Origin of the sequence: Devosia aquimaris, assembly GCF_020169335.1 — a bacterium.
GTDB lineage: Bacteria > Pseudomonadota > Alphaproteobacteria > Rhizobiales > Devosiaceae > Devosia > Devosia aquimaris.
In genome coordinates this window covers 1,071,422-1,094,390 of the sequence record NZ_JAIEZN010000001.1, presented here as the reverse complement: position 1 = coordinate 1,094,390, position 22,969 = coordinate 1,071,422, and the positions used below count along the sequence as shown (strand labels likewise).

The 22,969-nt window shown below is 63.4% G+C and carries 24 protein-coding genes, 1 tRNA gene and 1 pseudogene; 11 read left to right on the top strand and 15 right to left on the bottom strand.

The features are described from left to right. The first annotated feature begins 173 nt into the window (after nt 1–173). The 5 genes from K1177_RS05265 (at nt 174) to K1177_RS05245 (ending at nt 5,319) form a co-directional block, all read left to right on the top strand. On the top strand, nt 174–1,529 hold the full coding sequence (locus K1177_RS05265; protein WP_224702259.1) for a substrate-binding protein: 1,356 nt from the start codon (nt 174–176) through the stop codon (nt 1,527–1,529). Nucleotides 1,530–1,592: 63 nt separating this feature from the next. Next, on the top strand, nt 1,593–2,624 hold the full coding sequence (locus tag K1177_RS05260) for a branched-chain amino acid ABC transporter permease (protein ID WP_224702258.1): 1,032 nt from the start codon (nt 1,593–1,595) through the stop codon (nt 2,622–2,624). Between the two features lies 1 nt (nt 2,625). Further along, on the top strand, nt 2,626–3,774 hold the full coding sequence (locus K1177_RS05255; RefSeq protein ID WP_224702257.1) for a branched-chain amino acid ABC transporter permease: 1,149 nt from the start codon (nt 2,626–2,628) through the stop codon (nt 3,772–3,774). Between the two features lie 10 nt (nt 3,775–3,784). Then, nucleotides 3,785–4,549, top strand: a complete 765-nt coding sequence (locus K1177_RS05250) for an ABC transporter ATP-binding protein (protein WP_224702256.1) — start codon at nt 3,785–3,787, stop codon at nt 4,547–4,549. Nucleotides 4,550–4,563: 14 nt separating this feature from the next. After that, nucleotides 4,564–5,319: an ABC transporter ATP-binding protein gene (locus K1177_RS05245; RefSeq protein WP_224703695.1), complete on the top strand. Its 756-nt coding sequence runs from the start codon at nt 4,564–4,566 to the stop codon at nt 5,317–5,319. Between the two features lie 115 nt (nt 5,320–5,434). On the opposite strand, the gene K1177_RS05240 is transcribed toward K1177_RS05245, so the two are convergent. The 6 genes from K1177_RS05240 to K1177_RS05215 form a co-directional block, all read right to left on the bottom strand. Then, nucleotides 5,435–6,205, bottom strand: a complete 771-nt coding sequence (locus K1177_RS05240) for a 5-oxoprolinase subunit PxpA (RefSeq protein ID WP_224702255.1) — start codon at nt 6,203–6,205, stop codon at nt 5,435–5,437. Next, complete coding sequence (locus K1177_RS05235) at nt 6,205–7,107, bottom strand: 5-oxoprolinase subunit C family protein (RefSeq protein ID WP_224702254.1); 903 nt, start codon at nt 7,105–7,107, stop codon at nt 6,205–6,207. Before K1177_RS05235 ends, K1177_RS05240 begins: the two co-directional genes overlap by 1 nt. After that, complete coding sequence (locus K1177_RS05230) at nt 7,104–7,775, bottom strand: 5-oxoprolinase subunit B family protein (protein WP_224702253.1); 672 nt, start codon at nt 7,773–7,775, stop codon at nt 7,104–7,106. Before K1177_RS05230 ends, K1177_RS05235 begins: the two co-directional genes overlap by 4 nt. A 171-nt stretch (nt 7,776–7,946) precedes the next feature. Next, nucleotides 7,947–8,123 (bottom strand): hypothetical protein, encoded by a 177-nt coding sequence (locus K1177_RS05225; RefSeq protein ID WP_224702252.1) that lies wholly within the window; start codon nt 8,121–8,123, stop codon nt 7,947–7,949. A 119-nt stretch (nt 8,124–8,242) separates the two neighbouring features. Then, complete coding sequence (locus K1177_RS05220; RefSeq protein ID WP_224702251.1) at nt 8,243–8,479, bottom strand: hypothetical protein; 237 nt, start codon at nt 8,477–8,479, stop codon at nt 8,243–8,245. Nucleotides 8,480–8,582: 103 nt separating this feature from the next. Next, nucleotides 8,583–9,743, bottom strand: coding sequence for an MFS transporter (locus K1177_RS05215; RefSeq protein WP_263574777.1), 1,161 nt, complete (start codon nt 9,741–9,743; stop codon nt 8,583–8,585). Between the two features lie 143 nt (nt 9,744–9,886). On the opposite strand from K1177_RS05215, the gene K1177_RS05210 reads away from it, so the two are divergent. The 3 genes from K1177_RS05210 (at nt 9,887) to K1177_RS05200 (ending at nt 11,797) form a co-directional block, all read left to right on the top strand. After that, the gene (locus K1177_RS05210; RefSeq protein ID WP_224702249.1) at nt 9,887–10,336 is read left to right on the top strand and encodes a helix-turn-helix domain-containing protein; all 450 of its coding nucleotides are present in this window, start codon (nt 9,887–9,889) and stop codon (nt 10,334–10,336) included. 163 nt (nt 10,337–10,499) lie between these two features. Next, nucleotides 10,500–11,345 (top strand): AraC family transcriptional regulator, encoded by an 846-nt coding sequence (locus tag K1177_RS05205; protein WP_224702248.1) that lies wholly within the window; start codon nt 10,500–10,502, stop codon nt 11,343–11,345. Continuing rightward, nucleotides 11,345–11,797: a DUF1801 domain-containing protein gene (locus K1177_RS05200; RefSeq protein WP_224702247.1), complete on the top strand. Its 453-nt coding sequence runs from the start codon at nt 11,345–11,347 to the stop codon at nt 11,795–11,797. The genes K1177_RS05205 and K1177_RS05200 overlap by 1 nt, the downstream gene beginning before the upstream one ends. 28 nt (nt 11,798–11,825) lie before the next feature. Here the strand turns inward: K1177_RS05200 and K1177_RS05195 are convergent, their stop codons facing one another. From K1177_RS05195 to K1177_RS05170, 6 genes and pseudogenes are all read right to left on the bottom strand, one after another. Beyond that, nucleotides 11,826–12,323 carry a hypothetical protein gene (locus K1177_RS05195; protein ID WP_224702246.1) on the bottom strand — a complete coding sequence of 166 codons (498 nt, stop codon included), beginning with the start codon at nt 12,321–12,323 and terminating at the stop codon, nt 11,826–11,828. 4 nt (nt 12,324–12,327) lie between these two features. Beyond that, complete coding sequence (locus K1177_RS05190; RefSeq protein ID WP_224702245.1) at nt 12,328–12,978, bottom strand: TetR/AcrR family transcriptional regulator; 651 nt, start codon at nt 12,976–12,978, stop codon at nt 12,328–12,330. 96 nt (nt 12,979–13,074) lie between these two features. Further along, nucleotides 13,075–13,725, bottom strand: coding sequence for a DUF2161 domain-containing phosphodiesterase (locus tag K1177_RS05185; protein ID WP_224702244.1), 651 nt, complete (start codon nt 13,723–13,725; stop codon nt 13,075–13,077). 98 nt (nt 13,726–13,823) lie between these two features. Further along, nucleotides 13,824–13,913, bottom strand: a tRNA-Ser gene (locus K1177_RS05180). Between the two features lie 43 nt (nt 13,914–13,956). Further along, nucleotides 13,957–14,940, bottom strand: coding sequence for a quinone oxidoreductase family protein (locus K1177_RS05175; protein WP_224702243.1), 984 nt, complete (start codon nt 14,938–14,940; stop codon nt 13,957–13,959). A 221-nt stretch (nt 14,941–15,161) separates the two neighbouring features. Beyond that, nucleotides 15,162–15,896: pseudogene (locus K1177_RS05170) on the bottom strand (TerC family protein); the annotation flags it as partial. A 185-nt stretch (nt 15,897–16,081) separates the two neighbouring features. On the opposite strand from K1177_RS05170, the gene K1177_RS05165 reads away from it, so the two are divergent. The 3 genes from K1177_RS05165 to K1177_RS05155 are packed head-to-tail and all read left to right on the top strand — an operon-like array spanning nt 16,082 to nt 18,161. Then, nucleotides 16,082–16,534, top strand: coding sequence for a YeeE/YedE family protein (locus K1177_RS05165; RefSeq protein ID WP_224702242.1), 453 nt, complete (start codon nt 16,082–16,084; stop codon nt 16,532–16,534). Then, nucleotides 16,534–17,004 (top strand): DUF6691 family protein, encoded by a 471-nt coding sequence (locus tag K1177_RS05160; protein WP_224702241.1) that lies wholly within the window; start codon nt 16,534–16,536, stop codon nt 17,002–17,004. Before K1177_RS05165 ends, K1177_RS05160 begins: the two co-directional genes overlap by 1 nt. Beyond that, entirely contained in the window at nt 17,001–18,161 is a 1,161-nt protein-coding gene (locus tag K1177_RS05155) for an FAD-dependent monooxygenase (protein WP_224702240.1), read from the top strand. The genes K1177_RS05160 and K1177_RS05155 overlap by 4 nt, the downstream gene beginning before the upstream one ends. Before the next feature lie 72 nt (nt 18,162–18,233). Here K1177_RS05155 and K1177_RS05150 read toward each other — a convergent pair whose 3' ends face one another. From K1177_RS05150 to K1177_RS05140, 3 genes are all read right to left on the bottom strand, one after another. Then, on the bottom strand, nt 18,234–18,974 hold the full coding sequence (locus tag K1177_RS05150; protein WP_224702239.1) for an invasion associated locus B family protein: 741 nt from the start codon (nt 18,972–18,974) through the stop codon (nt 18,234–18,236). A gap of 144 nt (nt 18,975–19,118) precedes the next feature. Beyond that, the gene (mfd, locus tag K1177_RS05145; protein WP_224702238.1) at nt 19,119–22,604 is read right to left on the bottom strand and encodes a transcription-repair coupling factor; all 3,486 of its coding nucleotides are present in this window, start codon (nt 22,602–22,604) and stop codon (nt 19,119–19,121) included. Next, the gene (locus K1177_RS05140; RefSeq protein ID WP_224702237.1) at nt 22,601–22,879 is read right to left on the bottom strand and encodes an FAD assembly factor SdhE; all 279 of its coding nucleotides are present in this window, start codon (nt 22,877–22,879) and stop codon (nt 22,601–22,603) included. Before K1177_RS05140 ends, mfd begins: the two co-directional genes overlap by 4 nt. Between the last annotated feature and the right edge of the window lie 90 nt (nt 22,880–22,969).

Here is a 22,969-nt window from a genome sequence, read left to right as displayed (position 1 = left end):
GGAAGCTCGTTGTCAACGAATTGACCAATACTCAGACATTATAGAACAACAATTTACAGAATATTCCAGCAATTACAACGCGCTATTGAAGCCGTTTTCTCCTTTGTCGATACTCAGACTGCGGTGAGTGGCTGACTATGCATCAGTTGCCCCGCGCCAAAAGGAGGAAATCGATGACACTTTTGAAGCGCGGCCTCAGCCGCCGTCGGGTGCTGCAAACCGGCATGGCCGGTATTATCGGTACCGGCGTTGCACCCCTGATGTTCACCAAGGGCGCCTGGGCGCAGGAGTTCTGCAACAATCCCACCGGTGACACGGTCACCATCGGCCTGAACGTGCCGCTGACCGGCGCTTATGCCGAAGAAGGCGCCGACGAACTGCGCGCCTATGAACTGGCGGTCAAGCATCTGAACGGCGAAGGTGATGGCGGCCTGCTCAATGTTCTGCAGCCATCCGCCCTGAAGGGCAACGGCGTCCTTGGCAAGAAGGTCGCCTTCGTGACCTCCGACAGCCAGACCAAGGCCGACGTGGCCCGCGCCGGCGCGACCCGCATGATCGAGCGCGATGGCGCGCTGATGATTACTGGCGGCTCGTCCTCTGGCGTGGCCGTTGCGGTGCAGGGCCTGTGCCAGGAGATGGGCGTCATCTTCATGGCCGGCCTGACGCACTCCAACGACACCACCGGCAAGGACAAGAAGCGCTACGGCTTCCGTCACTTCTTCAACGCCTACCAGTCCGGCGTGGCACTCGGGCCGGTGCTCGGCCAGGAATATGGCAAGGACCGCAAGGCCTATCACCTGACGGCCGACTATACCTGGGGCTGGACCCAGGAAGAGTCGATGAAGAACGCTACCGAGGCTCTCGGCTGGGAAACGGTGGCTGCCGTTCGCACGCCCCTGGGTGCCGGCGACTTCAGCCAGTTTCTGACGCCGGTGCTCAATTCGGGCGCCGACGTGCTGATCCTGAACCACTACGGCAATGACATGGTCAACTCGCTGACCCAGGCCGTTCAGTTTGGCATGCGGGACCGCGAAGTGAACGGCAAGCAGTTCCAGATCGTGGTGCCGCTGTTCTCCGAACTGATGGCCAAGGGCGCCGGTGCCAATATCAAGGGCATCTTCGGCACCTCCAACTGGCACTGGAACCTGCAGGACGCCGGCACCAAGGCCTTCACCAAGTCGTTCGGTGCCGAATATGGCGCCCCGCCGTCGCAGGCCGCCCACACCTGCTATGTGCAGACGTTGCTCTATGCCGACGCCTGCGAGCGTGCCGGCACGTTCTATCCGCCCGAAGTGATCAAGGCGCTGGAAGGTCACGACTTCGACGGTATGGGCAATGGTCCGACGACCTATCGTGCCGAAGATCATCAGTGCATGAAGAATGTGCTGGTGGTGCGAGGCACAGAGAACCCGACCAGTGAATACGACGTGCTCGAAGTCGTTCAGGAAGTGTCGCGCGACGCCGTGGACTACGATCCGTCCATCTTCGGCGGCGATCTCGGCCCGGCCGAACCTGCACCCATGTGCTGATCTGTCGGTCCGCCCTGCTTGGTCAGGGCGGACCACGCCTCTGTCTGCGGCTCGGAGCACGCCATGTTTGAAGCTATCTTTCTGCAGTTCCTCAATGGGCTGGATAAGGGCAGCGCCTATGCGCTCATTGCGCTCGGCCTGACCCTGGTTTTTGGCACCCTGGGGGTCGTCAACTTTGCCCATGGCGCGCTGTTCATGCTCGGCGCCTTCTGTGCCGTGCTGTTCCGCCAGTTGATTACCCTGGAAACCGTCACGCTTGACCCGACCCAGCTCTCCCCCTGGGGCGCGCCGCTGGAAGTCCGGGAACCGCTGGTCCAGAGCTGGTTCGGCGATTTCGGTGCCGTGCTGGTCAATTACTCAGTGCCGTTCTCGATCCTGCTCACCATCCCGGTGATGCTGGTGATCGGCATCCTGTTTGAGCGCGGCATCATCAAACACTTCTACAAACGCCCACATGCCGAGCAAATTCTTGTGACTTTTGGCCTGGCGATCGTCGCGCAGGAGATCATCAAGTCCATCTTTGGAGCCAATCCCATTCCGCAGCCGATGCCTGAAGAAGCACGTGGCGCGGCCGATATCGGGGTGTGGCTCGGCATGCAGGCCAATGTGATCACCTATCCGATCTGGCGCCTGGTCTATTTCCTCTTTGCTGGCGTCATCATCGGCGGTGTCTTTGCTTTCCTTCAGTTCACCACGTTCGGCATGGTTGTCCGCGCCGGCATGGCTGACCGCGAGACCGTGGGATTGCTGGGCATCAATATCGATCGCCGCTTCACCATCATGTTTGGCCTGGCTGCCGTTGTCGCCGGTATCGCGGGTGTGATGTACACGCCGCTGCTGCCGCCAAACTATCACATGGGCATGGACTTCCTCGTGCTCAGCTTCGTGGTGGTTGTCGTGGGCGGCATGGGATCGCTGCCGGGCGCCGTCGCCGCCGGCTTCCTGTTGGGGATTTTGCAGTCCTTTGCGTCGATGACGCAGGTCAAGGCCATCGTCCCCGGTATCGACCAGGTCATCATCTACCTCGTCGCTGTCGTCATTCTGCTTGTTCGTCCGCGTGGCCTGATGGGTCGGCGCGGCGTGATGGAGGCCTGACATGCTGGCCATGCCCCGCAAGGACGTCGTCCTGTTCCTCGGCTTTGCCGCTGTCGTGCTGGCAATGCCAATCTGGTTGCAACCATTTGGCGCCGCTTATCCGGATCTGCTGAACCGCTTTGCGATCTTTGCCATCTTCGCGGTCGGCTTCAACATTCTGTTCGGACTGACGGGATATCTGAGCTTTGGCCACGCCGCTTTCTTTGGCGTGGGTTCCTATGCCGCGGTCTGGTCCTTCAAGCTTTTGAGCATGGACGCCCTGCCCGCGCTGGTCTTTGCGATTGTCGTCTCGGGCCTGTTCGCCCTGGCCATAGGCTTTCTGAGCCTGCGGCGCTCGGGCATCTACTTCTCCATCCTCACGCTGGCCTTTGCGCAGATGAGCTATAACCTCGCCTATTCGGTGTTCACGCCGATCACCAATGGCGAGACCGGCCTGCAGCTGAGCCTGAACGACAGCCGCGTGCTGGATCGGATGTTCTCTGAGCCTGGTCCGGGTCTGCCCTCCCCCACGCTGCTGGGGACGCCCCTGAGCGGCTACGTCGCCTTCTACTTCTGCGCCTTCTTCCTGATCGCAACCTTCTTCATCGCCCAGCGCGTGACCGGTTCGCCCTTTGGGATGATGCTCAAGGGCATCAAGTCCAACCAGACGCGCATGAATTATACCGGCGTCAACACGCGGCCCTACACGCTGGCTGCCTTTGTGATTTCGGGCATGTATGCGGGCCTGGCCGGTGCACTGCTGGCCATTACCGACCCGCTGGCGGGCGCCGAGCGCATGCAGTGGACCGCATCGGGCGAAGTGGTGCTGATGACCATCCTGGGTGGCGCCGGCACGCTGGTGGGCCCGGTTATCGGCGCCTGGCTGATCAAATACTTCGAGAACATCTTCTCGGCCATCAACGACGGTATCTTGACCCAGTTCTGGGGTTTCCTGCCCGATGGCGCGCAGCACACCGCGGTGTTGATCAGCTCTAAGTTCGTCGGCGAGGGATGGTTCCTCACACTGGGCCTGGTGTTCGTGTTGATCGTGGTCTTTCTGCCCGGTGGTGTGATGGAAGGCGTTCGGCGCATCGCAGCGCTGTTCCGGCCCAACAAGCCGACGCCCGCCAGTGCCGGTACGACAGCCTCAAAACCCCATCCAGCCGAGTAGGACCACAGTCATGAGTTTGCCCAATGTCGTGCTGCATGTGGCCGATGTCCACAAGCGCTTCGGTGGCCTGCACGCCCTCGCCGATATCGATCTGCAGGTCGAGGAAGGCCAGACCCACGCCATCATCGGTCCCAATGGCGCAGGGAAATCCACACTGCTCAATGTGATCATCGGCAAATTGGCACCCAGCAGCGGCCAGGTGGTCTTCGAAGGAACCGTGCTGACCGGACGGAAGCCATATCAGATCAACCAGCTTGGCATTGCCCGCGTGTTCCAGACGCCGGAGATCTTTGCTGACCTCAGCGTGCTGCACAATGTGATGATCCCGGCGCTGGCCAAGCGCGACGGCGCGTTCAAGCTCAGCATGTTGCGCTCGCTTGAACATGAGCATGCTGTCCGCGCCGAGGCCGAACACATGCTGCACGACGTCGGCATGCACAGCGCTCGTGAGGACCATGCCGGGAGCCTGAGCCGCGGTGACAAGCGCCGGATGGAGCTGGCGATGTGCCTGATCCAGCATCCGCGGCTGCTGCTGCTCGATGAACCGACTGCCGGCATGAGCCGGCATGACACCAACACCACCATCGAGCTGCTCAAGAAGATCAAGAGCCGCGGCATGACCAAGGTGATCATCGAGCACGACATGCATGTGGTGTTCTCCCTCGCCGACAAGATCTCGGTGCTGGCGCAGGGCCGTATCATCGCCGATGGCACGCCAGATCAGGTTCGTGGCAATCCCAAGGTTCAGGAAGCCTATCTCGGAGGCACCGCGTGATGAGCATGAGCAGCATGGACAGCGTCGCCAACAGATCGACCCCGGCAGCGGCCAACCAGGCCGAAAAGCCCTTCTTCTCCGTGCGCGATGTGCACGCGTACTACGGCGAAAGCTATATCGTTCAGGGCGTCTCGCTTGACATCCGCAAGGGAGAAATTCTGGCATTGCTAGGACGCAACGGTGCAGGCAAGACCTCGACGTTGCGGACCATTGCCCGCACCGACGATCCTCAACTCAAGCGCGGCGAGATCTGGCTCGATGGCCAGGCTGTGCATGGCATGAAGAGCTTTCAGGCGGCACGTGCCGGCATTCAGCTGGTACCCGAGGATCGACGGATCATCCAGGGCCTCACGGTGGAGGAGAATATTATCCTCGCCAAGGTGGCGCCGGGCGACGGCTGGAGCCTTGACCAGATCTACCAGAGCTTTCCGCGTCTGGCGGAACGGCGCAAGCAGGAGGGTGTGACCCTTTCGGGCGGCGAGCAGCAGATGCTGGCCATTGCCCGGGCGCTGGCGCGCAACCTCAAGCTGCTTTTGCTCGACGAGCCCTATGAAGGGCTGGCCCCGGTGATCGTGCACGAGATCGAGCGCATTCTGCATTCGATCAAGCCGCTGGGCATCACCACCATCATCGTCGAGCAGAATGCTGTGGCGGCGCTGAAGCTGGCCGACCGGGCGGTGATCCTCGACACCGGCGAGGTTGCCTTCTCGGGCACGGCAAAAGAGGTGCTCGACAACGCCGAGCTACGGCACGAATACCTCGCTATCTAGCGCACATTTCGCGCTTCACGCTTTTCGGTCAGCTGACCGAGACGTTCTACCCTGGGCTCTATGACAAAGGCATTCCGCCGATTTCACCTCTCCCCCATTGAGCCCAGGGTAATTCTCATGCTGACGGCGGTTCCGGCGCTTCGGGCGGCACCGGTGCGATGGTGATGCCCTCACTCTCGAGGGCATCGCGGATCTCTCGCGCCAGATCGACGGCACCGGGCGTATCACCGTGCAGACAGATCGAGCGCGCCGAGGACTTAATCACCGTACCATCGATTGCGACGATCTCTCCATGCCGCGCGAGGCGCAGGCACTGGGCCACCACTGCGTCGGCGTCGTGGATCACAGCCCCCGCCTCGCTCCGCGGTACCAGCAGTCCCTGCGCCGTATAGGCGCGATCCGCATAGGCCTCGCGGATCAGGGGCATGCCCACAGCGCGGGCAGCCCGAACCTGTTGGCTGTTGTCCAGTGCCAATGCGGCCATACGGGCGTCCATGGCCTGGATGGTGGCGAAAATCCCCACGGCAAAGGCCAGTTCCTCGGCGGTCTGGTTGGCCAGGGCGCCATGCAGCTTCACATAGGCCAAGGGTACGCCAACCTCGTCGGCAATGAAGCGGGTGAGAAACAGCTGTTCCCGGATCTGCCCCAGCAAGGTGTCGAGTGGCATGACAATGCGAAAGCGGCCGAAGCGCTTGGGGTCGGCGTAGCCGGGATGGGCCCCGGCTCGCACGCCGCGCGCCTTGCAGATGCGCAGGATCTTGCGGATGGTGGCGGCGTCGCCAGCATGGGCGCCACAGGCGATTGAGGCGCTGGAGACGATCTGCAGCAGGTCCTCGTCATGGCCTGCCCCCTCGCCCAGATCGGCGTTAAGGTCGATCACGCTCATCAAATCTGGCTCCGCAGCAAGGACAAGGCATGGTCCGCCGTGATGGCGGCAAAACTGAGCATTGTTCCCGGCCGCATCTGGGCCAGGCGATCGAGATCGGCAGAAATCACCGTGGCAATGCGCGGATAGCCCCCGGTGGGCTGGTGATCGCGCATCAACACGGTGGGAGTGCCGTCGCCCAGGATCTGGATATCTCCGGGCACAATGGCGTCCGAGACCAGCGAGAGAATGGATGCCTCCGCAAAGACGCCGTGGGGATCATCGAGCCTTATGCCCATCCGGTCATGCCGGCGGCCGATAGCAAAAGGCTGCTGCAGGAAGCCCTGGCGAATGGTGGGGCTGAACAGATCGGCATGGAGACCCCAGACAAAGCGCAGGGGACCATTGTCTGGAGGAGTCACGGTAACGGTGACAGGCGCCGCGGGTTCGGCGACGGGACGCAGGTCGACCCTATCGCCTGTGAGCAGCGCCCTGCCCCGATAGCCGCCGATGCCAGCGCGGGTACTCGTAGCAACGCTGCCCAGAACGGGCGGGCAATCGAGGTCAGCATCAAAGCGCAGGTAGCCATAGTTGCCTGCCGGACCGGGCGTGATGGACAGGCGATCACCAGCAGAGAGTGTTACTACGCCGGGCCAGGGAACGACCCGATCATTGTGCCGGGCGGTAAAGACGCCACCGGCAAGGCCCAGGCGGCAGTTGCCGGCGTCCAGGACCAGGTCGATCCCGGCGGTGGTGATTTCGATGGCGCCGGAGCCGCCACCAGCTAGTTGTCCAGCCAGGGCATAGGCGGCGCGGTCCATCGGCCCCGAGGCGCTGATGCCGTGGCGCAGCATGCCGAAGCGGCCAGCGTCCTGGATCGTTGTCAGCGGACCGGCCCGGGTGATGAACAGGCGCGTGTTCATGTGGCAACCGTGAACTGAACTGTGTCACCGGGGCTCAAACGGGTGGGCGGGGATGCCGAGGCGTCGAAATTGGCAAAATCGGTACGGCCGAGGACATGCCAGCCTGTTGGGAGCGGCGTTGCGGTGATGGCAGTTTGGCCGGCTGCAAAGAGGACGGTGCCGGCCGGGACCATCGGCCGCACGCTGGTGCGGCGCGGCAGTACGAGAGCGTCATCGTGCATGCCGCAATAGACAAAACCTGGCGCAAAGCCGGTGGCCAGAACGCGTAACGTCCGGCTGTTATGGGCAGAGACGAAGGCGGCAGCTGAGAGGCCGAGTAGGGTGGCAACCTCTTCCAGGTCAGGCCCGTCAAAGACGGTCGGAAGGGTCCAGTGGGCTGGCGCATCTGCGTCGCTGTCGCCGAGGGCAAACAGCCGCAGACGAATTTCCCCGGCGATTTGCGCGGGGTGGGCCCGCAGCGGATCAAAGCGCAACAGCACCGAGACAAGATTGGGCATGACCTCGTCCACGCCGGGCACCGGTTCGCGCTCCAGCAGCCGCGCAAAGGCGATGACGGCGCGATTGGCCTGATCGGTCAAGGTCGTGCCGAAACGCACCAAGAGGCAGGCATCGCCCAGAGGCACGATGGTAGGCACGGGAAATGCATTGGGTGCGGACAAGTCGGTCACGGTGCGGCCTCGGCGCGCTCTATGCCGCTACTCCTGTCGGAGCAGCCCGGGACAGTCAATCCGGTCCATAAGCGCAGGAGCTCTGCCTCGCTCGGAAGACCGTTCGTTAGCGCCGATGCGCAGCGACTGGCATCGGCCGGAGTTGACCTGCCGGGACTGGTGCGTCCGGCGTCAGTTGGGGTCCTTGCCGTCCTGTTCCACGACAGCATCAAAGAGCTGGCGTGCCTGCCCCGCACCGATTGCCTCGATGGCAACCGCGGCGATGGCAGCAAACAGTTCTGCAATTTCCTGGGGATCGGTGATTTCGGTGTCGTCGTCTTCGGCGTCGGCGTTGATCAGAGTAAACACAATAACGCGCCTCCAAGTATGCCAATGACCTGAGTGTGCGGCGATTCCTGTTACAGAATAAATAACGGAAATTTGCCGGTCGGCCGCTGGAGGGGCGTTGCCAACTAGGTCAGCCGCGCTTACTCTTCCGCCGCTTCCAGTTTGTCGACATAGTCCTCTATGTCCTCAAAAGTTGCCGAGAACGGCAATGGGTCATCCCCATAGATTACCTTATGTGTGGCATCCTCGCGGATGGCGTGGCCGCCCTTGCCCATCTTGGCCGTAAGCTTTTCGGCCGTGAGAATGGTCAGGCCGTGCCGCCCGGCGATCCGCTTGAGGCGGCGCATCTTGGATGCATCAAAATCCTTGCGGCTCATGTCCGTCTCCTGGCGGTCCTGACATTGTCCAGCCGCACAGCGGGCGGCAAGACTGGCTGGCTCCATAGCAATGCCAGCCCTGCCCCGCAATGGTCCGCAGCCGTCACCGCGGCGACTGTGCGCGCCAGGCCAGCATAGCCAGACCGCCCAGCATGAGCGCCGCCGCAATCAGGAAGGTGAGCTGCATGCCCCTGGCGATGGCCTCCGGGCCTGCTTGCGCAAGGTCTGCCGCACCAGTTGCCTGCGCAAAAATGGCTCCCATGGCAGCCGCCCCAGCAACCAGTCCGAGGTTGCGCGACAGGCCCAATAGTCCCGAAACAGTGCCGCGCATGGGTCCGGCGACATCGGCAAGCGTGGCCGTATTGTTGGCCGCCTGAAACAGTTGATATCCGGGAGTGAGGACAGCAATGGCGAGCGCGTAACCCCACATCCCCATGAAGCCCGGTAGCACGGCCAGGAGCAGTGCCCCGGCCAGGATCAGGCTTTGTCCAGACCAGAGAACGGCAGTGGCCCCTCGCGCATCAACCAGGCGCCCAGCAGGTACGCCGGCCGCGATGGAAATGCCTGGGCCAATCGCCATCACCAGCCCGACCTGCTCCGCCGGCAAGCCAAGGGAAAGGCCAAGATAGAAAGGGCCAACGACCAGTGTCGTCATCATGACGGCGGCGACGAGGAAGTTAAGTGTGAGATTGGGCAGGAGCGCCCAATCCAGCGCCGAGCGAAGACGCTGTGCGGTGGGGTCAGGGCGCGTCGGCGCGTGTGGCAGCGCGATGAACGCCAGGACCAGAGCCAACCCAGCCAGTGGCAATTGTGCCCAGAAAATGCCGCGCCAGCCGGCCAGTGGAATCACAAGACCGCCCAGCGTCGGCCCGAGCGCGGTCCCCACGGCCGACACCGTGCCCAAAAGGCCCATGGCGCGGCCAATGCGCGCCGTGCCTGCCGTCTGTCGCATCAGGGCCATGGCCAAGGTCATCAGGAATGCGGCGCCGACGCCCTGCAGGCCCCGGGCAACTACCAGAAATTCGAGTGTGGGCGCCACTGCGCACAGCGCCGTCGCCGCCGCGAAGAGCGTGAGACCAAGGCGCAACATGGCGCGCAAACCAAAACGGTCGCCCACGCGCCCGGCCATCAGGACGGCCATGGTTAGGGTGGTCAGATAGACGACAACAACGGCTTGCACGGCGGCGAAGGGCGCGGCAAAGGCCGTGGCCAAGTTTGGCAGCGCAATGTTGGCAATGCTGGTCCCCAGGGAGGCCAGGAGCATGCAGAGCGCCAATGTCACTGTAACGATTGGGGGCGCTTGATGCTGTGAGGTGGCAGTCGTGTCGGGCGAATTCATTGGGGATCCTCTTGCGAAAATAGGGCTATCGGCACATGCTGCCACTTCAAGTTCACTTGAGGTCAAGCATGGAATTGCTCGATATCGGCGAGGTCTCCGCACGCAGTGGCGTGCAGCCGTCTGCTCTGCGCTATTATGAGGATGCGGGGCTGATCGCCTCCGTCCGGCGGCACGGATTGCGGCGGCAGTTTGCGCCTGAGGTGCTGCTGCAGCTCAAGCTGATTGCGATGGGCAAGACGGCGGGCTTTTCGCTGCACGAGATCGCCGGCATGTTTGGGCAGAGTGAGCTAAAGGAACTGCCGCGCGCGGTGCTGCGCGAGAGGGCCGATGCCATTGACCGGCAGATCGATGAGCTGACAGCGCTGCGCGATACGCTGCGCCACGTCGCCGATTGTGCGGCGCCATCGCATATGGAATGCCCGACGTTTCGGCGGCTCATTGATATGGCGGGAAGGCGCGGCGGCAAGCGGAGCAAGCCGGCGCTGTCATCGCGTCAGGATAGCAAACAGGGCGGATGAGGCGGGCATCGCTCCAGTCGTCGGGCGCGGACGCCCCGGGCCAACCTTGTCTGGGGCTACGAACCGAACGGACCCGGGAGCTTGGCAGTTCCGCAGGATTTATCGGTCGGCCCTGTGCCAGCCTGCTGCTATGCAAACGGAGTGGCGAGAAGGAATGACCGAAATGGCGCAATCAGCTTACGAGTCGCGGCTCGACAGGGCGCTCGAGCACATCCATGCCCATCTCGATGAGGACATCGGGTTCGAAACGCTGGCCGAGGTGGCGTGTCTGTCGCCCTACCACTGGCACCGGATCTATGTGGCGATGCGGGGCCAGACCATCACGGCGACAATCCGGCGGCTGCGGCTGGCACGGGCTGCGGAACGGCTGGCAAACTCCGACATGGCACTGGCGGCCATTGCGGCCCAGGCCCACTATGGCTCAGCTGATGCCTTTGCGCATGCCTTCCGGGAGGCCTATGGCCTGGCGCCAGCCGCTTATCGCGCCGAAGGATCGCATGCCGCCTTCAAGGCCGCGAACCGGGCGGGCGATGCCAAGGGCTTTCCAATCTATATCGAGACCCTGCCAGCAGTTCGCTGTGCGGCAATGGCGCATCAGGGCACCTATATCGAGATCGACCGCGCCATGGGGCAGTTGTTCGCCCAGCTTGGGGCGCAAGGCGCCCTGCCCGCCGCCCCGCAGATGATGGCGGCGTTTTTCGATGATCCCGACCTAGTGGCCAGTGATCGCCTGCAATCGCAGGCCCGTGTGCCGATCGGCGAGGCGGTTGGGTTGGTGCCGCCGCTGCTGGACAGTGTTCAGCGCGGCGGGCTCTATGCGCGGCTGCGCTATGTGGGGCCCTATGCCGACATGCGCGATGCCTATCGCTGGCTGTTCGGCGTCTGGCTGCCCGGCTCGGGCTATGCGGCTGACGATGCGCCCGTGCTCGAGGCCTATCGCAACGATCCGCGTGACACGCCGCCCTTGGCGCTGGTGACCGATATCCATCTGCCGCTGCGGGCAATGTGATGGAGAAGCTGACAGCAGCGCCGCCGGTTCCAGACACGGTCTCGCCGGCGTTTGCGGCAGTTTCAGCGCCAGTGCGCGATCACCTGCTGCGCATTCGCCAGCTGATCTTTGCCGTGGCCGATGCGACGCCGGGGGTCGGTGTGCTGACCGAAACGCTCAAATGGGGAGAACCGGCCTATCTGACCGCAGCCACCGGCAGTGGCAGCACCATAAGGCTGGGGGTACCAAAGGGCGAGGAACACACTGCGGCAGTGTTCTTCAACTGCCACACCAGCTTGGTGGACAGTTTTCGCGCGCAGTTTGCCGATACGTTTGCCTATCAAGGCAATCGGGCGATCCTGATCCCGACGGCAGAGCCCCTGCCGGAGACCGAACTGGCAATGTGCCTGGCCATGGCGCTGACCTATCATCAGCGGGCGAAAGGGTCGGGCAGCGACAGCGCCGCCCGCTGACTCGGCGCGGCGGGCTGGCGGGAAACGCCTAAACGCCCATGGCAGATTTGGTGGCGAAGGCGACAATGACCAGCGCGATTGCCGCGAGACCGACGAGGGCGGGCATGGACGGTTTTGGCGCCGGCACATCGCCGGTGCTTGCACCGGAGTGCCGGGCGGACAGATAGGCGGCAAGGACCAGGGCGGCGCCCAGAACCGTGCCGATCCACTCCAGCGTTGCCAGAACAGCGGACATGGGTTCGGGCGGCACGGGAAAAATGCGGCCGAGGTCGAGCAGATAGACGGCCACAAAGCCCAGTCCGGCCAGACTGACGAGGCCAGCGAGACGGCCTGTGCGAAACACCGCGTAGGCTAGAACAAGACTGCCCAGGCCCAGGACCGTCAGAAAGACGTTGAAAGCACCCAGGACTAATGGCGAGTAGGCACTGAAATCGCGGGTCTCGACGAAGCCGCCAGGCACCATGAGCGCTAGGTTGATGGCTGAAGCGACGAGCAAGGCGGTAACGGCCGTACGGGCAAAGCGCATAAGGTCAATCCTTCAGGAATGCGGGGGAAATGGATGGTGCGTCTGGCGGCGCCAACATGGCCATGAAGAGGCCAAGGACCTGCTGGTTGAGGGGTTGCGCCTGCGCTGCTTCCAGGTCGGCTCCATGGGTTGCAAACCACTGGTCCGCCGCGCGGATGGCCGCAAAGGACATGTCGACCAACAACGCCTGGGGCAGATCGGTGCGAATGGCGCCGACGCCCTGCCCGATCACGACCAGTCCGGAAAAGCCTCTCTCGAGGTCGGCGATCAGGTCAGCTATGGCCGCTTGGGCTGAAGCTTCGCGATAGATTCCACGCCCAAGTTCGGCCAGATCGTCGCGCTGCTGCAGCACTGTCGTCAGCCGCTCAAAAAAGCCAGCCATGTCGCTCCAGAAGGCTTGTGGCGAGGCCGAAGCATTTGGCTTCGCCTTCACCAATCCCGCCAGAACGGTCAGCGCCCGATCGATGACGGCCCGGTAGAGCTCACCCTTGTCAGCGAAGTAATAGTAGGCTTGGCCCTTGCTGATGCCGGCCCGTGCCAGAATGCCATTGAGCGAGGCGCCCTCGAAGCCGCGGGCGCGAAACTCTGCCTCGGCGATGTCCAGCCACGCGCTACGCTGCTCATCGGGAAGCTGGCGCAAGCGTTCGCGCGCCATATGTCGCTGATCCATGGTTGGTACACCGCGTGGTGGCAAGGTCATTCCGGTCTCTAGACCAGTGGTCTAAAGAAGTCCAACCCGAAATTGCCAGGGTCACTCCTGCGGCGGCTGCACGGCGGCACGCCCGACTTCTGTCAGCCCATAGATGCCCCTGCTTACCCGGGTGAACCAGCCATAAACGTTGCTCTGCAAAATGCTGGGAGCCCGAAGCACGACAGTTTTGAGCTGCTTTGGGCTTTGCGGGCCAGCCAGCAAGGCGGTGGCACAGACAATGCAATCCTGCCGGTAGGCCGTCATGATTGGCTTGCCGCGGCCACCACCGACCTGGGGGTCACCCACCCTGCGCTTGTGTTCATCGAGAAGACGCGAGCGGCGTTTGGCGTCGCGACGTGGCGTGGCAGCAAACGGCGCAACGATGACCGATACCTCGCCTGCCTCGGAAACGGCGATCGCGCCAAAGCCGAGACGACGGCACAGATTGCGAAAGCGCGCGTCGTGCTCGCGTCCCCTGCTGGTCTTGGAAGCACGGGCGGCCAGCCAGACCTCATCACAGAAGGCAGCGCGCTTGACGCCCTGCATGACCAGTTCGAGGTTGAAGGCCAGTTTCAGCTCGCAAACAATGACAACAGGCGGATCCCCGTCCTTAACGCCCACCAGATCGCAGTCATTGACCTCGCCTTTGACGACATAGCCGGCGCCTTCCAAGAAGGTCTTCAGCGGCAGGTAAAGGTCGGTCTCGGCCATGGCTCACGTCATCCGGGGAAAGGTGAACCCAGATTGTAGCCGAGTCTGTGAAGTGATGGGGTGAAGCGCCGTGGTCTGAAGGGACTATTGGCCAAGTATGGCGGGTGGGGAGGGATTCGAACCCCCGGGACGCTTCCGCGCCCGCCGGTTTTCAAGACCGGAGCAATCGACCACTCTGCCACCCACCCGACGGGTGAGCCTTTAGCGGCAGAGCGGCTGGCTGTCCAGACCTCAGGGGATGAGGATCACCGATCCGGTGGTCTGACGATTTTCGAGCGCGCGATGGGCATCGGCAGCCTCGGTCAACGGGAATGTCTTGTTGATCTCGACTGTAATGGCGCCGGAGGCGACAGCGTCGAAGAGCAGCTTTGCGCCAGCGAGAAGATCGCTGCGCTGATTGAGGTAATGCACGCCGGTCGGGCGGGTGACATAAAGCGAGCCCTTGCGTGACAGCAAGGTGATGTCAGGAATGGTCACCACCCCCGACGCATTGCCGAAGCTGACCATGAGTCCACGGGGCCGCAAGCAATCGAGCGACTTCTCGAATGTTGCCTTGCCCACGCCGTCATAGACGACGTCCACGCCTCTGCCGTTGGTGATCTCTCGGACGCGTGCGGCAAAGTCTTCGGTTGAGTAGTTGATGACGTGGTCGCAGCCATGTGCCCGCGCCAGCCTGGCCTTGTCCTCGCTACCAACCGTGCCAATCACTGTCGCGCCCAGGGCCTTTGCCCATTGTGTCGCGATCAGGCCGGTACCGCCTGCGGCCGCATGCCAGAGAATGGTCTCGCCAGCAGCCAGCGGCCAGGTCTTGAACAGCAGATAGTAGGCCGTCAGTCCCTTGAGCATGATGGCGGCTGCCGTCTGGTCATCAATCGCATCGGGGACCGGCACCATGCGCTCGGCTGCGGCGACGCGGTGGCTCGCGTAGGCGCCAACGTGCCCCTGGTACGCAACCCTGTCCCCCACCGAGATATGTTCAACCCCGTCGCCAACGGCCGTGACGACCCCGACCCCTTCATTGCCGGCCACAAAGGGCGTTGGCACGGGATAGAGACCCGAGCGCTGATAGGTATCGACGAAGTTGAGACCAATCGCCGACTGGCGCAACGCAACCTGCCCTGGGCCGGGCTGTGGCGGATCAATACCCTCCACGCGCAGGACCTCCGGGCCACCCGTATTGGCGACAACGACAGCGTAGGGAGCAAGCTGGCTCATCACTTTGGTGCCTTGGGCTTGCGCGGCGCCGACTTGGGTCGCGATTGGGCGCGCGCAGCCGGCGTCGAACGGTTGCTTGGGCGAGCAGCTGTGCCGACAGGCCGCGGTGCTGCAGCCTCGGCGGAGTTCGGCTGGCCGCTCCGGTTGAGCGCCGCAATAGCCTTGTCTGACGATACGGAGCCCGTATCGCCGGTGAACGGCGTGAAGTCCGTCCCGCCGGAATGGACGCCCGACAGGCGCTGCTTGCGCTGCTTTGCAAAGATGTTGATGGCCTCGACCAGCACCGAGAAGGCCATGGCAGCGTAGATGTAGCCCTTTTCGATGTGGAATCCGGTGCCATCGGCCACCAGGGTCACACCGATCAACAGCAGGAAGGCGAGAGCCAGCATCTTGGTGGTGGGATGGCGTGCAACAAAGCCGGCGATAGGGCCAGAGGCAACGAACATGACGCCAACAGCCACCAGCACGGCAGCGACCATGACCAGCACCTGATCGGCAGGCACCATGCCCACTGCGGTAATGATGGAATCGATGGAGAACACCATGTCGATGATCACGATCTGCACCAGGATCGCCTGCAGCGTTGCGCCGGTCACGTTGGCGGCGCTCACCTCGTGATGATCCTCGATGGCGGCATGCATTTCGTGCGTTGCCTTGTAGATCAGGAAACCGCCACCGGCGATCAGGATGATGTCCTTCCAGGAGAAATCATGGCCAAAGGCGGCAAAGACCGGGTCCTTGAGCTGGACAATCCAGCTGATCAGGAACAGCAGCACAATGCGGAACACCAGGGCCAGGCCAATACCGAGCTTGCGGGCAAACTCGGCCTGCTCTCGGGGCAGACGCGATACCAGCACGGAAATGAACACGATATTGTCGATCCCGAGCACGATCTCCATGACCGTCAGGGTGCCAAAAGCGATCCAAACATTCGGATCAGCCAACATCTCAAGCATCGCGAACTCCTCCACGCGGTAACGCGCCGCAAGTTGTAGTCTGCCCTTTGCCGCTGAGCCAGATAGCGGCCAAGAGTTTTCTCCAAACTGCGGCGTTGCGCAGCAGATTTGAACAGTTGATCGACTGGCTTAGCGCTTGGGCGCAGTGATACAACCGTTGCAGGCCACGAACCGAAGAGTCTGCAATGGAATCGTTTTCTCCGCTCCCGGCCGCGATCGGCGGGAGTTTGATTGGTCTGGCTGCGGCCGTGCTCTGGCTGGGCAATGGCCGAATCGCCGGCATATCTGGCATCTTCGGTCAGCTACTGCCGCCGGCGCAGACAGTCGTCTGGCGCGTGGTGTTCCTGCTGGCGCTGGTCGGCGCCGCCTTTGGGACCGCGCGGCTCTTCCCGGCCATTGGCATGGGCGGTGATGTGCCGGCGAGCCTGGTTGAAGCACCTGCCGCGTGGTCCATCCCCACACCAGCCTGGCTGGCCGTCGCTGGGCTGCTGACCGGTCTGGGCACCAAGATCGGCAACGGCTGCACCTCTGGGCACGGCGTGTGCGGCATTGCCCGGCTGTCGCGCCGGTCATTTGTGGCCGTAGGCGTCTTCTTCGGGGTCGCTATGCTCACAGTGTTTGTTACGGGAGTGGTGTGATGCCGCATCTGAGGGCCCCCTATATCGCGACGGCGGCAGCCAGCGGTGCCTTGTTCGGCGCCGGGCTTTATGTGTCTCAAATGGTCGATGCCCAAAAGGTGCTCCGCTTTCTCGACGTGTCCGCCATTCCGTCCGGCGGGTGGGATCCGAGCCTGGCCTTTGTCATCGTGCCAGCCATCCTTGTCATGTTCCTTGCCGTGCAATGGAGCAAGCGCCGGCAGGCGCCCTTGTTTGACAGCGTGTTCCATCAGCCGGAATACGACAAGGTCGACATGCGGCTGATCGGCGGGGCAGTCCTATTTGGCATGGGCTGGGGCATGGCCGGCATCTGCCCCGGACCGGCCATCGCGCTGATGGCGTTCGGGCCAGAAAACCTCGCCATTTTTATCATCACCATGCTGATCGGCTCCTATTCGGGCAGCATGCTCATTCCCAGCGGGCATGCGCGTCGACTGGCGGATGCCCGATGAGCGCCCCCGTCCAAGCCATCGTTGTGGGTGGTGGCCTCGCCGGCGTCGCGGCTGCCGTTGCCGTGGCCCGCACTGGCCTCGAAACCGTGCATCTGGCGCCAACCGCGCCGCCGGACCGGCGCACCTCGGCGCTGATGATGCCCAGCGTGAACTACTTGCTGTCAGCGGGCCTGATCGACGCGCCAGAAGCCCTGGGCCATGCGCTGAGCCAGATTCGCATCATCGACTCCACGCCGAGGCTGATCCGGGCGCCCGAAACGCTGTTTGATTCCCGGGATGCCGGTATCCCGGCATTCGGTTGGAATTTTGCCAACGGCCCGTTGCTGGAGAGTTTCCATGCCAGTGCAGCAGCGCTGCCCAATCTGACCGTCAGGCCGGTGGGCGCCAGCGCTGTGACGCGCGACGGCAACGACTGGGTGGTGCGCCAGAGCGACGGTGTGAGCCTGCGGGCGCCGCTCGTGGTTGGCGCCGACGGCAAGAAGTCGATGGTCCGCTCCGCGGCCGGATTGCGCGCGACAGAACGCCAGTTCGAGCAGTCCGCACTGGTCTGCGACCTCGACCTTGGCCGTTCCATCGGCAGCACCTCTATCGAGTTCCACTACCCAAAGGGACCGTTCACCCTGGTGCCTGCTGGCGGCAATCGCGCCAATCTGGTCTGGATCGATGACGCGAAAGTGCTGGCGGATGCCCAGGCAGAGGGCTCCGACGCGCTGCTTGCCCGTTTCGCGGAAAAGTCGCAGCGCCTGTTCGGATCCATTGCCCTGGTCAGCCCCACAGTCGTGTTCCCGCTCGGCGTCCTGAGCGTGGACCGTGCCGGAGCTGACGGCATCGTCCTCGCCGGCGAATCCTGCCACGCTTTCCCGCCCATCGGCGCCCAAGGGCTGAACCTTGGATTGCGCGATGTTGCCGACATCGCGCGCGCAATTGGTTCGGTCGACCGCAGCCGAGCCGACTGGGCCGTAGCGATCAGCACTGACTATGCGCGGCGGCGTGCCGCCGATCTTGCGCGGACTGGCGGCATGGTCGACACGCTGTTCCGCTCGCTGCTGGCCGACATGATTCCGGCCCAGGCGCTGCGGGCCGGCGGGCTTTGGGCACTCAAACTGACCCCGTTCCTGCGCAAGCAGGCCTTTGCCCTCGGCATGGGTCTCCGCTGACATCAAGACAAAGCAAATGGGGCGCGGTTTCCCGCGCCCCATTCAAAATCTCGTGTGATTGCCAAACCTGGCTTACTGGGCGGCCGGCGCGGGAGCGTCCGTGCCTGCCGCGGGAGCAGCAGCACCGTCGGCCGGCGGCGTTTCAAGCTGCTGGCGCAGCTGTTCGGCGCGATCCTGCAGAACCTGTTCCAGCGCATTCTCGCCCGAGGTTTCCTGGCGGAACTGGTCGAAGGTCAGGGCGGCGTCACCATCATAGGTCGCGGTGAAGCCGGCCAGGCTGATCTCGATGGTCAGGTCCTGATTCTGGCGATTCTTGGCGGTGAGCTTGAGCGTGCTGCCCTTCTTGAGCGAGTTCACATACTGCTCGTTGATCACCAGCTGCGTCGCGCAGGAGGTGGGGTCGCACAGCATATAGGGCACCCGGATCGGCTTGGCGCCATCGATCTGCCAGGTCAGGCCAAACGGCAGCAGCACGCCAAGCGGCACGGCCGCAACAGCCAGCAGGCGGCTTTCCTGGCCCGGATCGTCGCGCAGCAGGAACGAGCCGAGGAACTGGCCATTGGCCAGGATCACCTGGCGCATGATGCAGGCCTTCTGGCCATCGGGCAACGGGTCACAGACCTTGAGCCAGTTGGTCGAGGGCGAACCGGCGCCAGGGGCAGCATCAGCTGCCGGCGCTGCGGCGGCGTCGGCCGCAGGCGCAGTCTCGGCGGCCGGCGCAGCCGGAGCGGCATCCTGGGCAAAGACAGACAGCGGGGACAGCATGAGCGCGGCCACCGCAAATCCGGCGACGAGGGGTTTCCTGATGTTCATAGAATTTCCTTGGCTTCCTTGGCGGTCCCGGTGACAGACGCCACCTCGATAACTGAACTGCCCTTCAAGTGCTGAAATCGGGCAATACCATGACCAACACCCCTTGCCAAAGCATTATGGCAAGACAGGGTTTATCGGCGCGGCTCATGACGGATTTTCCGCCAGCTTGGCCATCCGCGACAATATGGCAGCCGCGCCCTTGAGGCGATCTGTCGGCGTGGGCCAGTTTCGCGCGAACACCAGTTTTTGATCCGGCTTGATGCGAACCTGGCTGGCCGGGTCACCCACCATGCGGACAAGACCGGCCGGATTGGGAAATTCGTTGTTGCGCAAAGTGATGACGGCACCCTTGGGGCCGGCATCCACCTTTTCCACATTGGCCTGACGGCACAGCGCCTTGACCAGAATCACCTTGAGCAGGGATTCGACTTCCTCGGGCAGCGGGCCGAAGCGGTCGATCAGCTCGGCGCCGGCGGCGTCGATATCGCGGATATCGGTGAGATCACCCAGGCGCCGATAGAGCTGCATGCGGAGCTGCAGGTCGGGAATATAGTGCTCGGGAATCATCACCGGCATGCCCAGCGAGATCTGCGGGCTCCACTCGTTCTTGTCCTCATAGTCGGCATCGCCGTTCTTGAGGTTGGCCACTGCCTCTTCCAGCATGGCCTGATAGAGCTCGTAGCCGACTTCGCGGATATGGCCGGACTGTTCGTCGCCCAGCAGGTTCCCTGCCCCGCGAATGTCGAGGTCATGGCTGGCCAGCTGGAAGCCGGCGCCCAGGCTTTCCAGCGATTGCAGCACGCCGAGGCGCCGCTCGGCGGTGTCGGTGAGTTTGCGATCGGGCGGCACGGTGAACAGCGCATAGGCGCGCGCCTTGGCCCGGCCAATGCGGCCGCGGATCTGGTAGAGCTGCGCCAGGCCGAAATGGTCGGCGCGATGCACGATCAGCGTATTGGCATTGGGGATATCGAGGCCCGATTCGACGATGGTGGTGGCCACCAGCACGTCGAACTTGTTGTCGTAAAAGGCATTCATGATGTCGTCGAGCTCGCCCGGCGCCATCTGACCATTGGCCACGACGTAGGAGACTTCCGGCACGTGCTCCTTGAGGAATTCGGCGATCTCGACCTGGTCCTTGATGCGCGGCACGACATAAAAGCTCTGGCCACCGCGATATTTCTCGCGCAGCAGCGCCTCGCGCACCGAGAGCGCGTCAAAGGGCGAGATGAAGGTGCGGATGGCGAGACGATCGACCGGCGGGGTCGCCAGCAGGCTGAGGTCGCGCACGCCGGTGAGCGCCAGCTGCAGTGTGCGCGGAATGGGCGTGGCTGTCAGGGTCAGCACATGCACATTGGCCTTGAGCTCCTTGAGACGCTCCTTGTGGCCGACGCCGAAGTGCTGCTCCTCGTCGATGATCAGCAGGCCCAGGTCGCGGAACTTGATGGTCTTGCTTAAGAGGGCATGTGTGCCCACCACGATGTCGACCTGACCATCGGCCAGACCTTCCTTGGTGGCCTTGAGCTCGGCGGCGCCGACCATGCGCGAGGCCTGGCGCACGCGCACCGGCAGGCCGGCAAAGCGCTCGCTGAAGGTCTTGAAATGCTGCCGTGACAACAGCGTCGTCGGCACGACGACTGCAACCTGCTTGCCGCTGAGCGCCACGGCAAAGGCGGCGCGCAGCGCCACTTCGGTCTTGCCGAAGCCGACGTCGCCGCACACCAGGCGATCCATGACGCGGCCGGAGGTGACATCGTCGAACACCGCCGAAATGGCAGCGAGCTGGTCCTCGGTTTCCTCATAGGGGAAACGGGCAGCGAATTCGTCATAGGCGCCGGGGCTGATCTCGATGACATCGGCCTTAGTGAGCAAGCGCGCGGCAGCGATCTTGATGAGCTGCTCGGCCATCTCGCGGATGCGCTGCTTGAGCTTGCCCTTCTTGGCCTGCCAGGCGACGCCGCCCAGCTTGTCGAGCGTGACATTGCCCTCGTCGGCGCCATAGCGCGTGAGCAGTTCGATGTTTTCGACCGGCAGGTAGAGCTTGGTGTCGCCGCCATATTCGAGCTCGACGCATTCATGCGGCGCACCGCCGGCCTCGATGACCTTGAGGCCGATGAATCGGCCGATGCCGTGGTCGACATGCACCACCAGATCGCCGGCGGCCAGGCTCGCGGCCTCGGTCAGCGCGTCGCTGGCCTTCTTCTTGCGCTGCGGGCGGAGGATGCGTTCACCCAGAATATCCTGCTCGGAGAGGACCAGCAGGTCCTTGGTCTCGAAGCCCGATTCCAGCGGCAAAACGACCAGCGAGGTGGTGGCCGCACTGGTGGTTTCGGCATCGCGCCAGTTTTCCGCCAGGCGCGGATTGGTCAGGCCGTGGTCCTTGAGGACCTGGACCATGCGGTCGCGCGTGCCGGTGCTCCAGCAAGCCACGACGGCGCGGCGGCCCTTCTGGCGCTCGGCCAGGAGGCGATCAACGACGGACTGGAAGAGATTGGTGTCGGTGGCCTGGCGTTCGGCGGCAAAGCTGGGGGCGATGTGTCCACCAGCATCGTCGGCGGCCTTGGTGCCGGGCGCCATGAACTGGCTGAGCTGGACCACCGAGGCGCCAGCCAACGCGTAGGGGTGCTGGTCGACGGCATAAAGCAGTTCGGGCTTGATTGGCTTATAGGGCGCGCCGGTGCCCGCCACTGTCGGCGTCAGTCGCGCTGCTTCGCGGGCCTCGTAATAGTCACGGACCTGGGTAGCGCGGTCGGCATAGGCCTCGATGGCCTGCTCGTCGAAAACAAACGGGGCGTCACCTACATAGTCGGCCAGGGTGTCGAGATGCTCGTAGAAGAACGGCAGCCAATGCTCGGTACCCGAATAGCGCGAGCCACCGCTGACCGAGGCATAGAGCGTGTCGTCGACCGTGTTGCCCCCAAAGGCCGCGGTATAGTTCTGGCGGAAGCGGCGAATGGTGGTTTCGGTGAGCACCACTTCGCTCATTGGCGTCAGGTCGATACGCTTGAGCGTGCCGGTGGTGCGCTGGCTGTCGGGATCGAAAGTGCGGATCGATTCCAGCGTGCTGCCAAAGAAGTCAAAGCGCAGCGGCGATTCGGCGCTGGCGGGGAAAAGGTCGACGAGGCCACCGCGGACGGCAAACTCGCCGCTTTCGCGCACCGTCGGCACGCGCAGATAGCCATTATTGGCCGCCCAGGCGATCAGCTTTTCGCTATCCACCATGCGGCCGGAGATGGCCGAGAACGACATCTGCTCCACAACATCGCGCGGCGGCACCTTCTGGATCAGTGCGTTGACGGCGGTGAGCACCACGGCACCCTTGGCGCCGCTGGTGAGCGCCGCCAGTGTGTTCATGCGCGCGGCAATGGTCACATTGTTGGGCGAGACACGGTCATAGGGCAGACAGTCCCAGGCCGGCAGAGTGAGGATTGTATGGCCAGGCAGCATGGCGCCGAGCACTTCGGCCATGCGCTGCAGCCGACGACCATCACGGGCGACAAAGACCAGGCTGGCCGCATCCTCGGGGGCAGCGTTGATACGTTGCTCGATCAGCCTGGCCAGCACCATGGGCTGCATGCCATCGGGGACATTGGCAATGGTGCGCGCCGGGCGCAGGGGCGTAGCGTCGTTCATTTGGCCAGCCGGGCGTGGTGGTCAGCGATGACGAGGTCGAGGAACTCGCGGTCGATATGGTCGGGCGGCGTCTCCTGCCCCATGACCCATTTGAGCAGCGGCGGATCTTCCTCGCTCATCAGCGCCTCGAGCCTGTCGAGCTGGGCGGCATCCATGGCCTCGGTATGGGCATCGGCATAGGGGCCGAGCACGAGGTCCATCTCGCGGGTTCCCCGATGCCAGGCGCGGTAGCGCAGCTTCTTGCGGCGCATGGAAATGTCTTCACCGGCACTCATTTGATGCGCCATGATCCCGAATTTGTTCCCGATTTGGTCACTCTCATACGCGGATTGGAGCGCCTTGTCAGCCCTTGGCGGCTTGACCAC

Coding starts and splice junctions, on each gene's coding strand:
- K1177_RS05200 (WP_224702247.1), top strand. CDS start 11,345: ATGGAGAAGCTGACAGCAGCGCCGCCGGTTCCAGACACGGTCTCGCCG.
- K1177_RS05235 (WP_224702254.1), bottom strand. CDS start 7,107: ATGAACACGCGCCTGTTCATCACCCGGGCCGGTCCGCTGACAACGATC.
- K1177_RS05175 (WP_224702243.1), bottom strand. CDS start 14,940: ATGAGCCAGCTTGCTCCCTACGCTGTCGTTGTCGCCAATACGGGTGGC.
- K1177_RS05195 (WP_224702246.1), bottom strand. CDS start 12,323: ATGCGCTTTGCCCGTACGGCCGTTACCGCCTTGCTCGTCGCTTCAGCC.
- K1177_RS05205 (WP_224702248.1), top strand. CDS start 10,500: ATGGCGCAATCAGCTTACGAGTCGCGGCTCGACAGGGCGCTCGAGCAC.
- K1177_RS05185 (WP_224702244.1), bottom strand. CDS start 13,725: ATGGCCGAGACCGACCTTTACCTGCCGCTGAAGACCTTCTTGGAAGGC.
- K1177_RS05250 (WP_224702256.1), top strand. CDS start 3,785: ATGAGTTTGCCCAATGTCGTGCTGCATGTGGCCGATGTCCACAAGCGC.
- K1177_RS05210 (WP_224702249.1), top strand. CDS start 9,887: ATGGAATTGCTCGATATCGGCGAGGTCTCCGCACGCAGTGGCGTGCAG.
- K1177_RS05260 (WP_224702258.1), top strand. CDS start 1,593: ATGTTTGAAGCTATCTTTCTGCAGTTCCTCAATGGGCTGGATAAGGGC.
- K1177_RS05255 (WP_224702257.1), top strand. CDS start 2,626: ATGCTGGCCATGCCCCGCAAGGACGTCGTCCTGTTCCTCGGCTTTGCC.
- K1177_RS05240 (WP_224702255.1), bottom strand. CDS start 6,205: ATGAGCGTGATCGACCTTAACGCCGATCTGGGCGAGGGGGCAGGCCAT.
- K1177_RS05220 (WP_224702251.1), bottom strand. CDS start 8,479: ATGAGCCGCAAGGATTTTGATGCATCCAAGATGCGCCGCCTCAAGCGG.
- K1177_RS05190 (WP_224702245.1), bottom strand. CDS start 12,978: ATGGCGCGCGAACGCTTGCGCCAGCTTCCCGATGAGCAGCGTAGCGCG.
- K1177_RS05215 (WP_263574777.1), bottom strand. CDS start 9,743: ATGCTCCTGGCCTCCCTGGGGACCAGCATTGCCAACATTGCGCTGCCA.
- K1177_RS05160 (WP_224702241.1), top strand. CDS start 16,534: ATGCCGCATCTGAGGGCCCCCTATATCGCGACGGCGGCAGCCAGCGGT.
- K1177_RS05140 (WP_224702237.1), bottom strand. CDS start 22,879: ATGAGTGCCGGTGAAGACATTTCCATGCGCCGCAAGAAGCTGCGCTAC.
- K1177_RS05165 (WP_224702242.1), top strand. CDS start 16,082: ATGGAATCGTTTTCTCCGCTCCCGGCCGCGATCGGCGGGAGTTTGATT.
- K1177_RS05245 (WP_224703695.1), top strand. CDS start 4,564: ATGGACAGCGTCGCCAACAGATCGACCCCGGCAGCGGCCAACCAGGCC.
- mfd (WP_224702238.1), bottom strand. CDS start 22,604: ATGAACGACGCTACGCCCCTGCGCCCGGCGCGCACCATTGCCAATGTC.
- K1177_RS05265 (WP_224702259.1), top strand. CDS start 174: ATGACACTTTTGAAGCGCGGCCTCAGCCGCCGTCGGGTGCTGCAAACC.
- K1177_RS05155 (WP_224702240.1), top strand. CDS start 17,001: ATGAGCGCCCCCGTCCAAGCCATCGTTGTGGGTGGTGGCCTCGCCGGC.
- K1177_RS05150 (WP_224702239.1), bottom strand. CDS start 18,974: ATGAACATCAGGAAACCCCTCGTCGCCGGATTTGCGGTGGCCGCGCTC.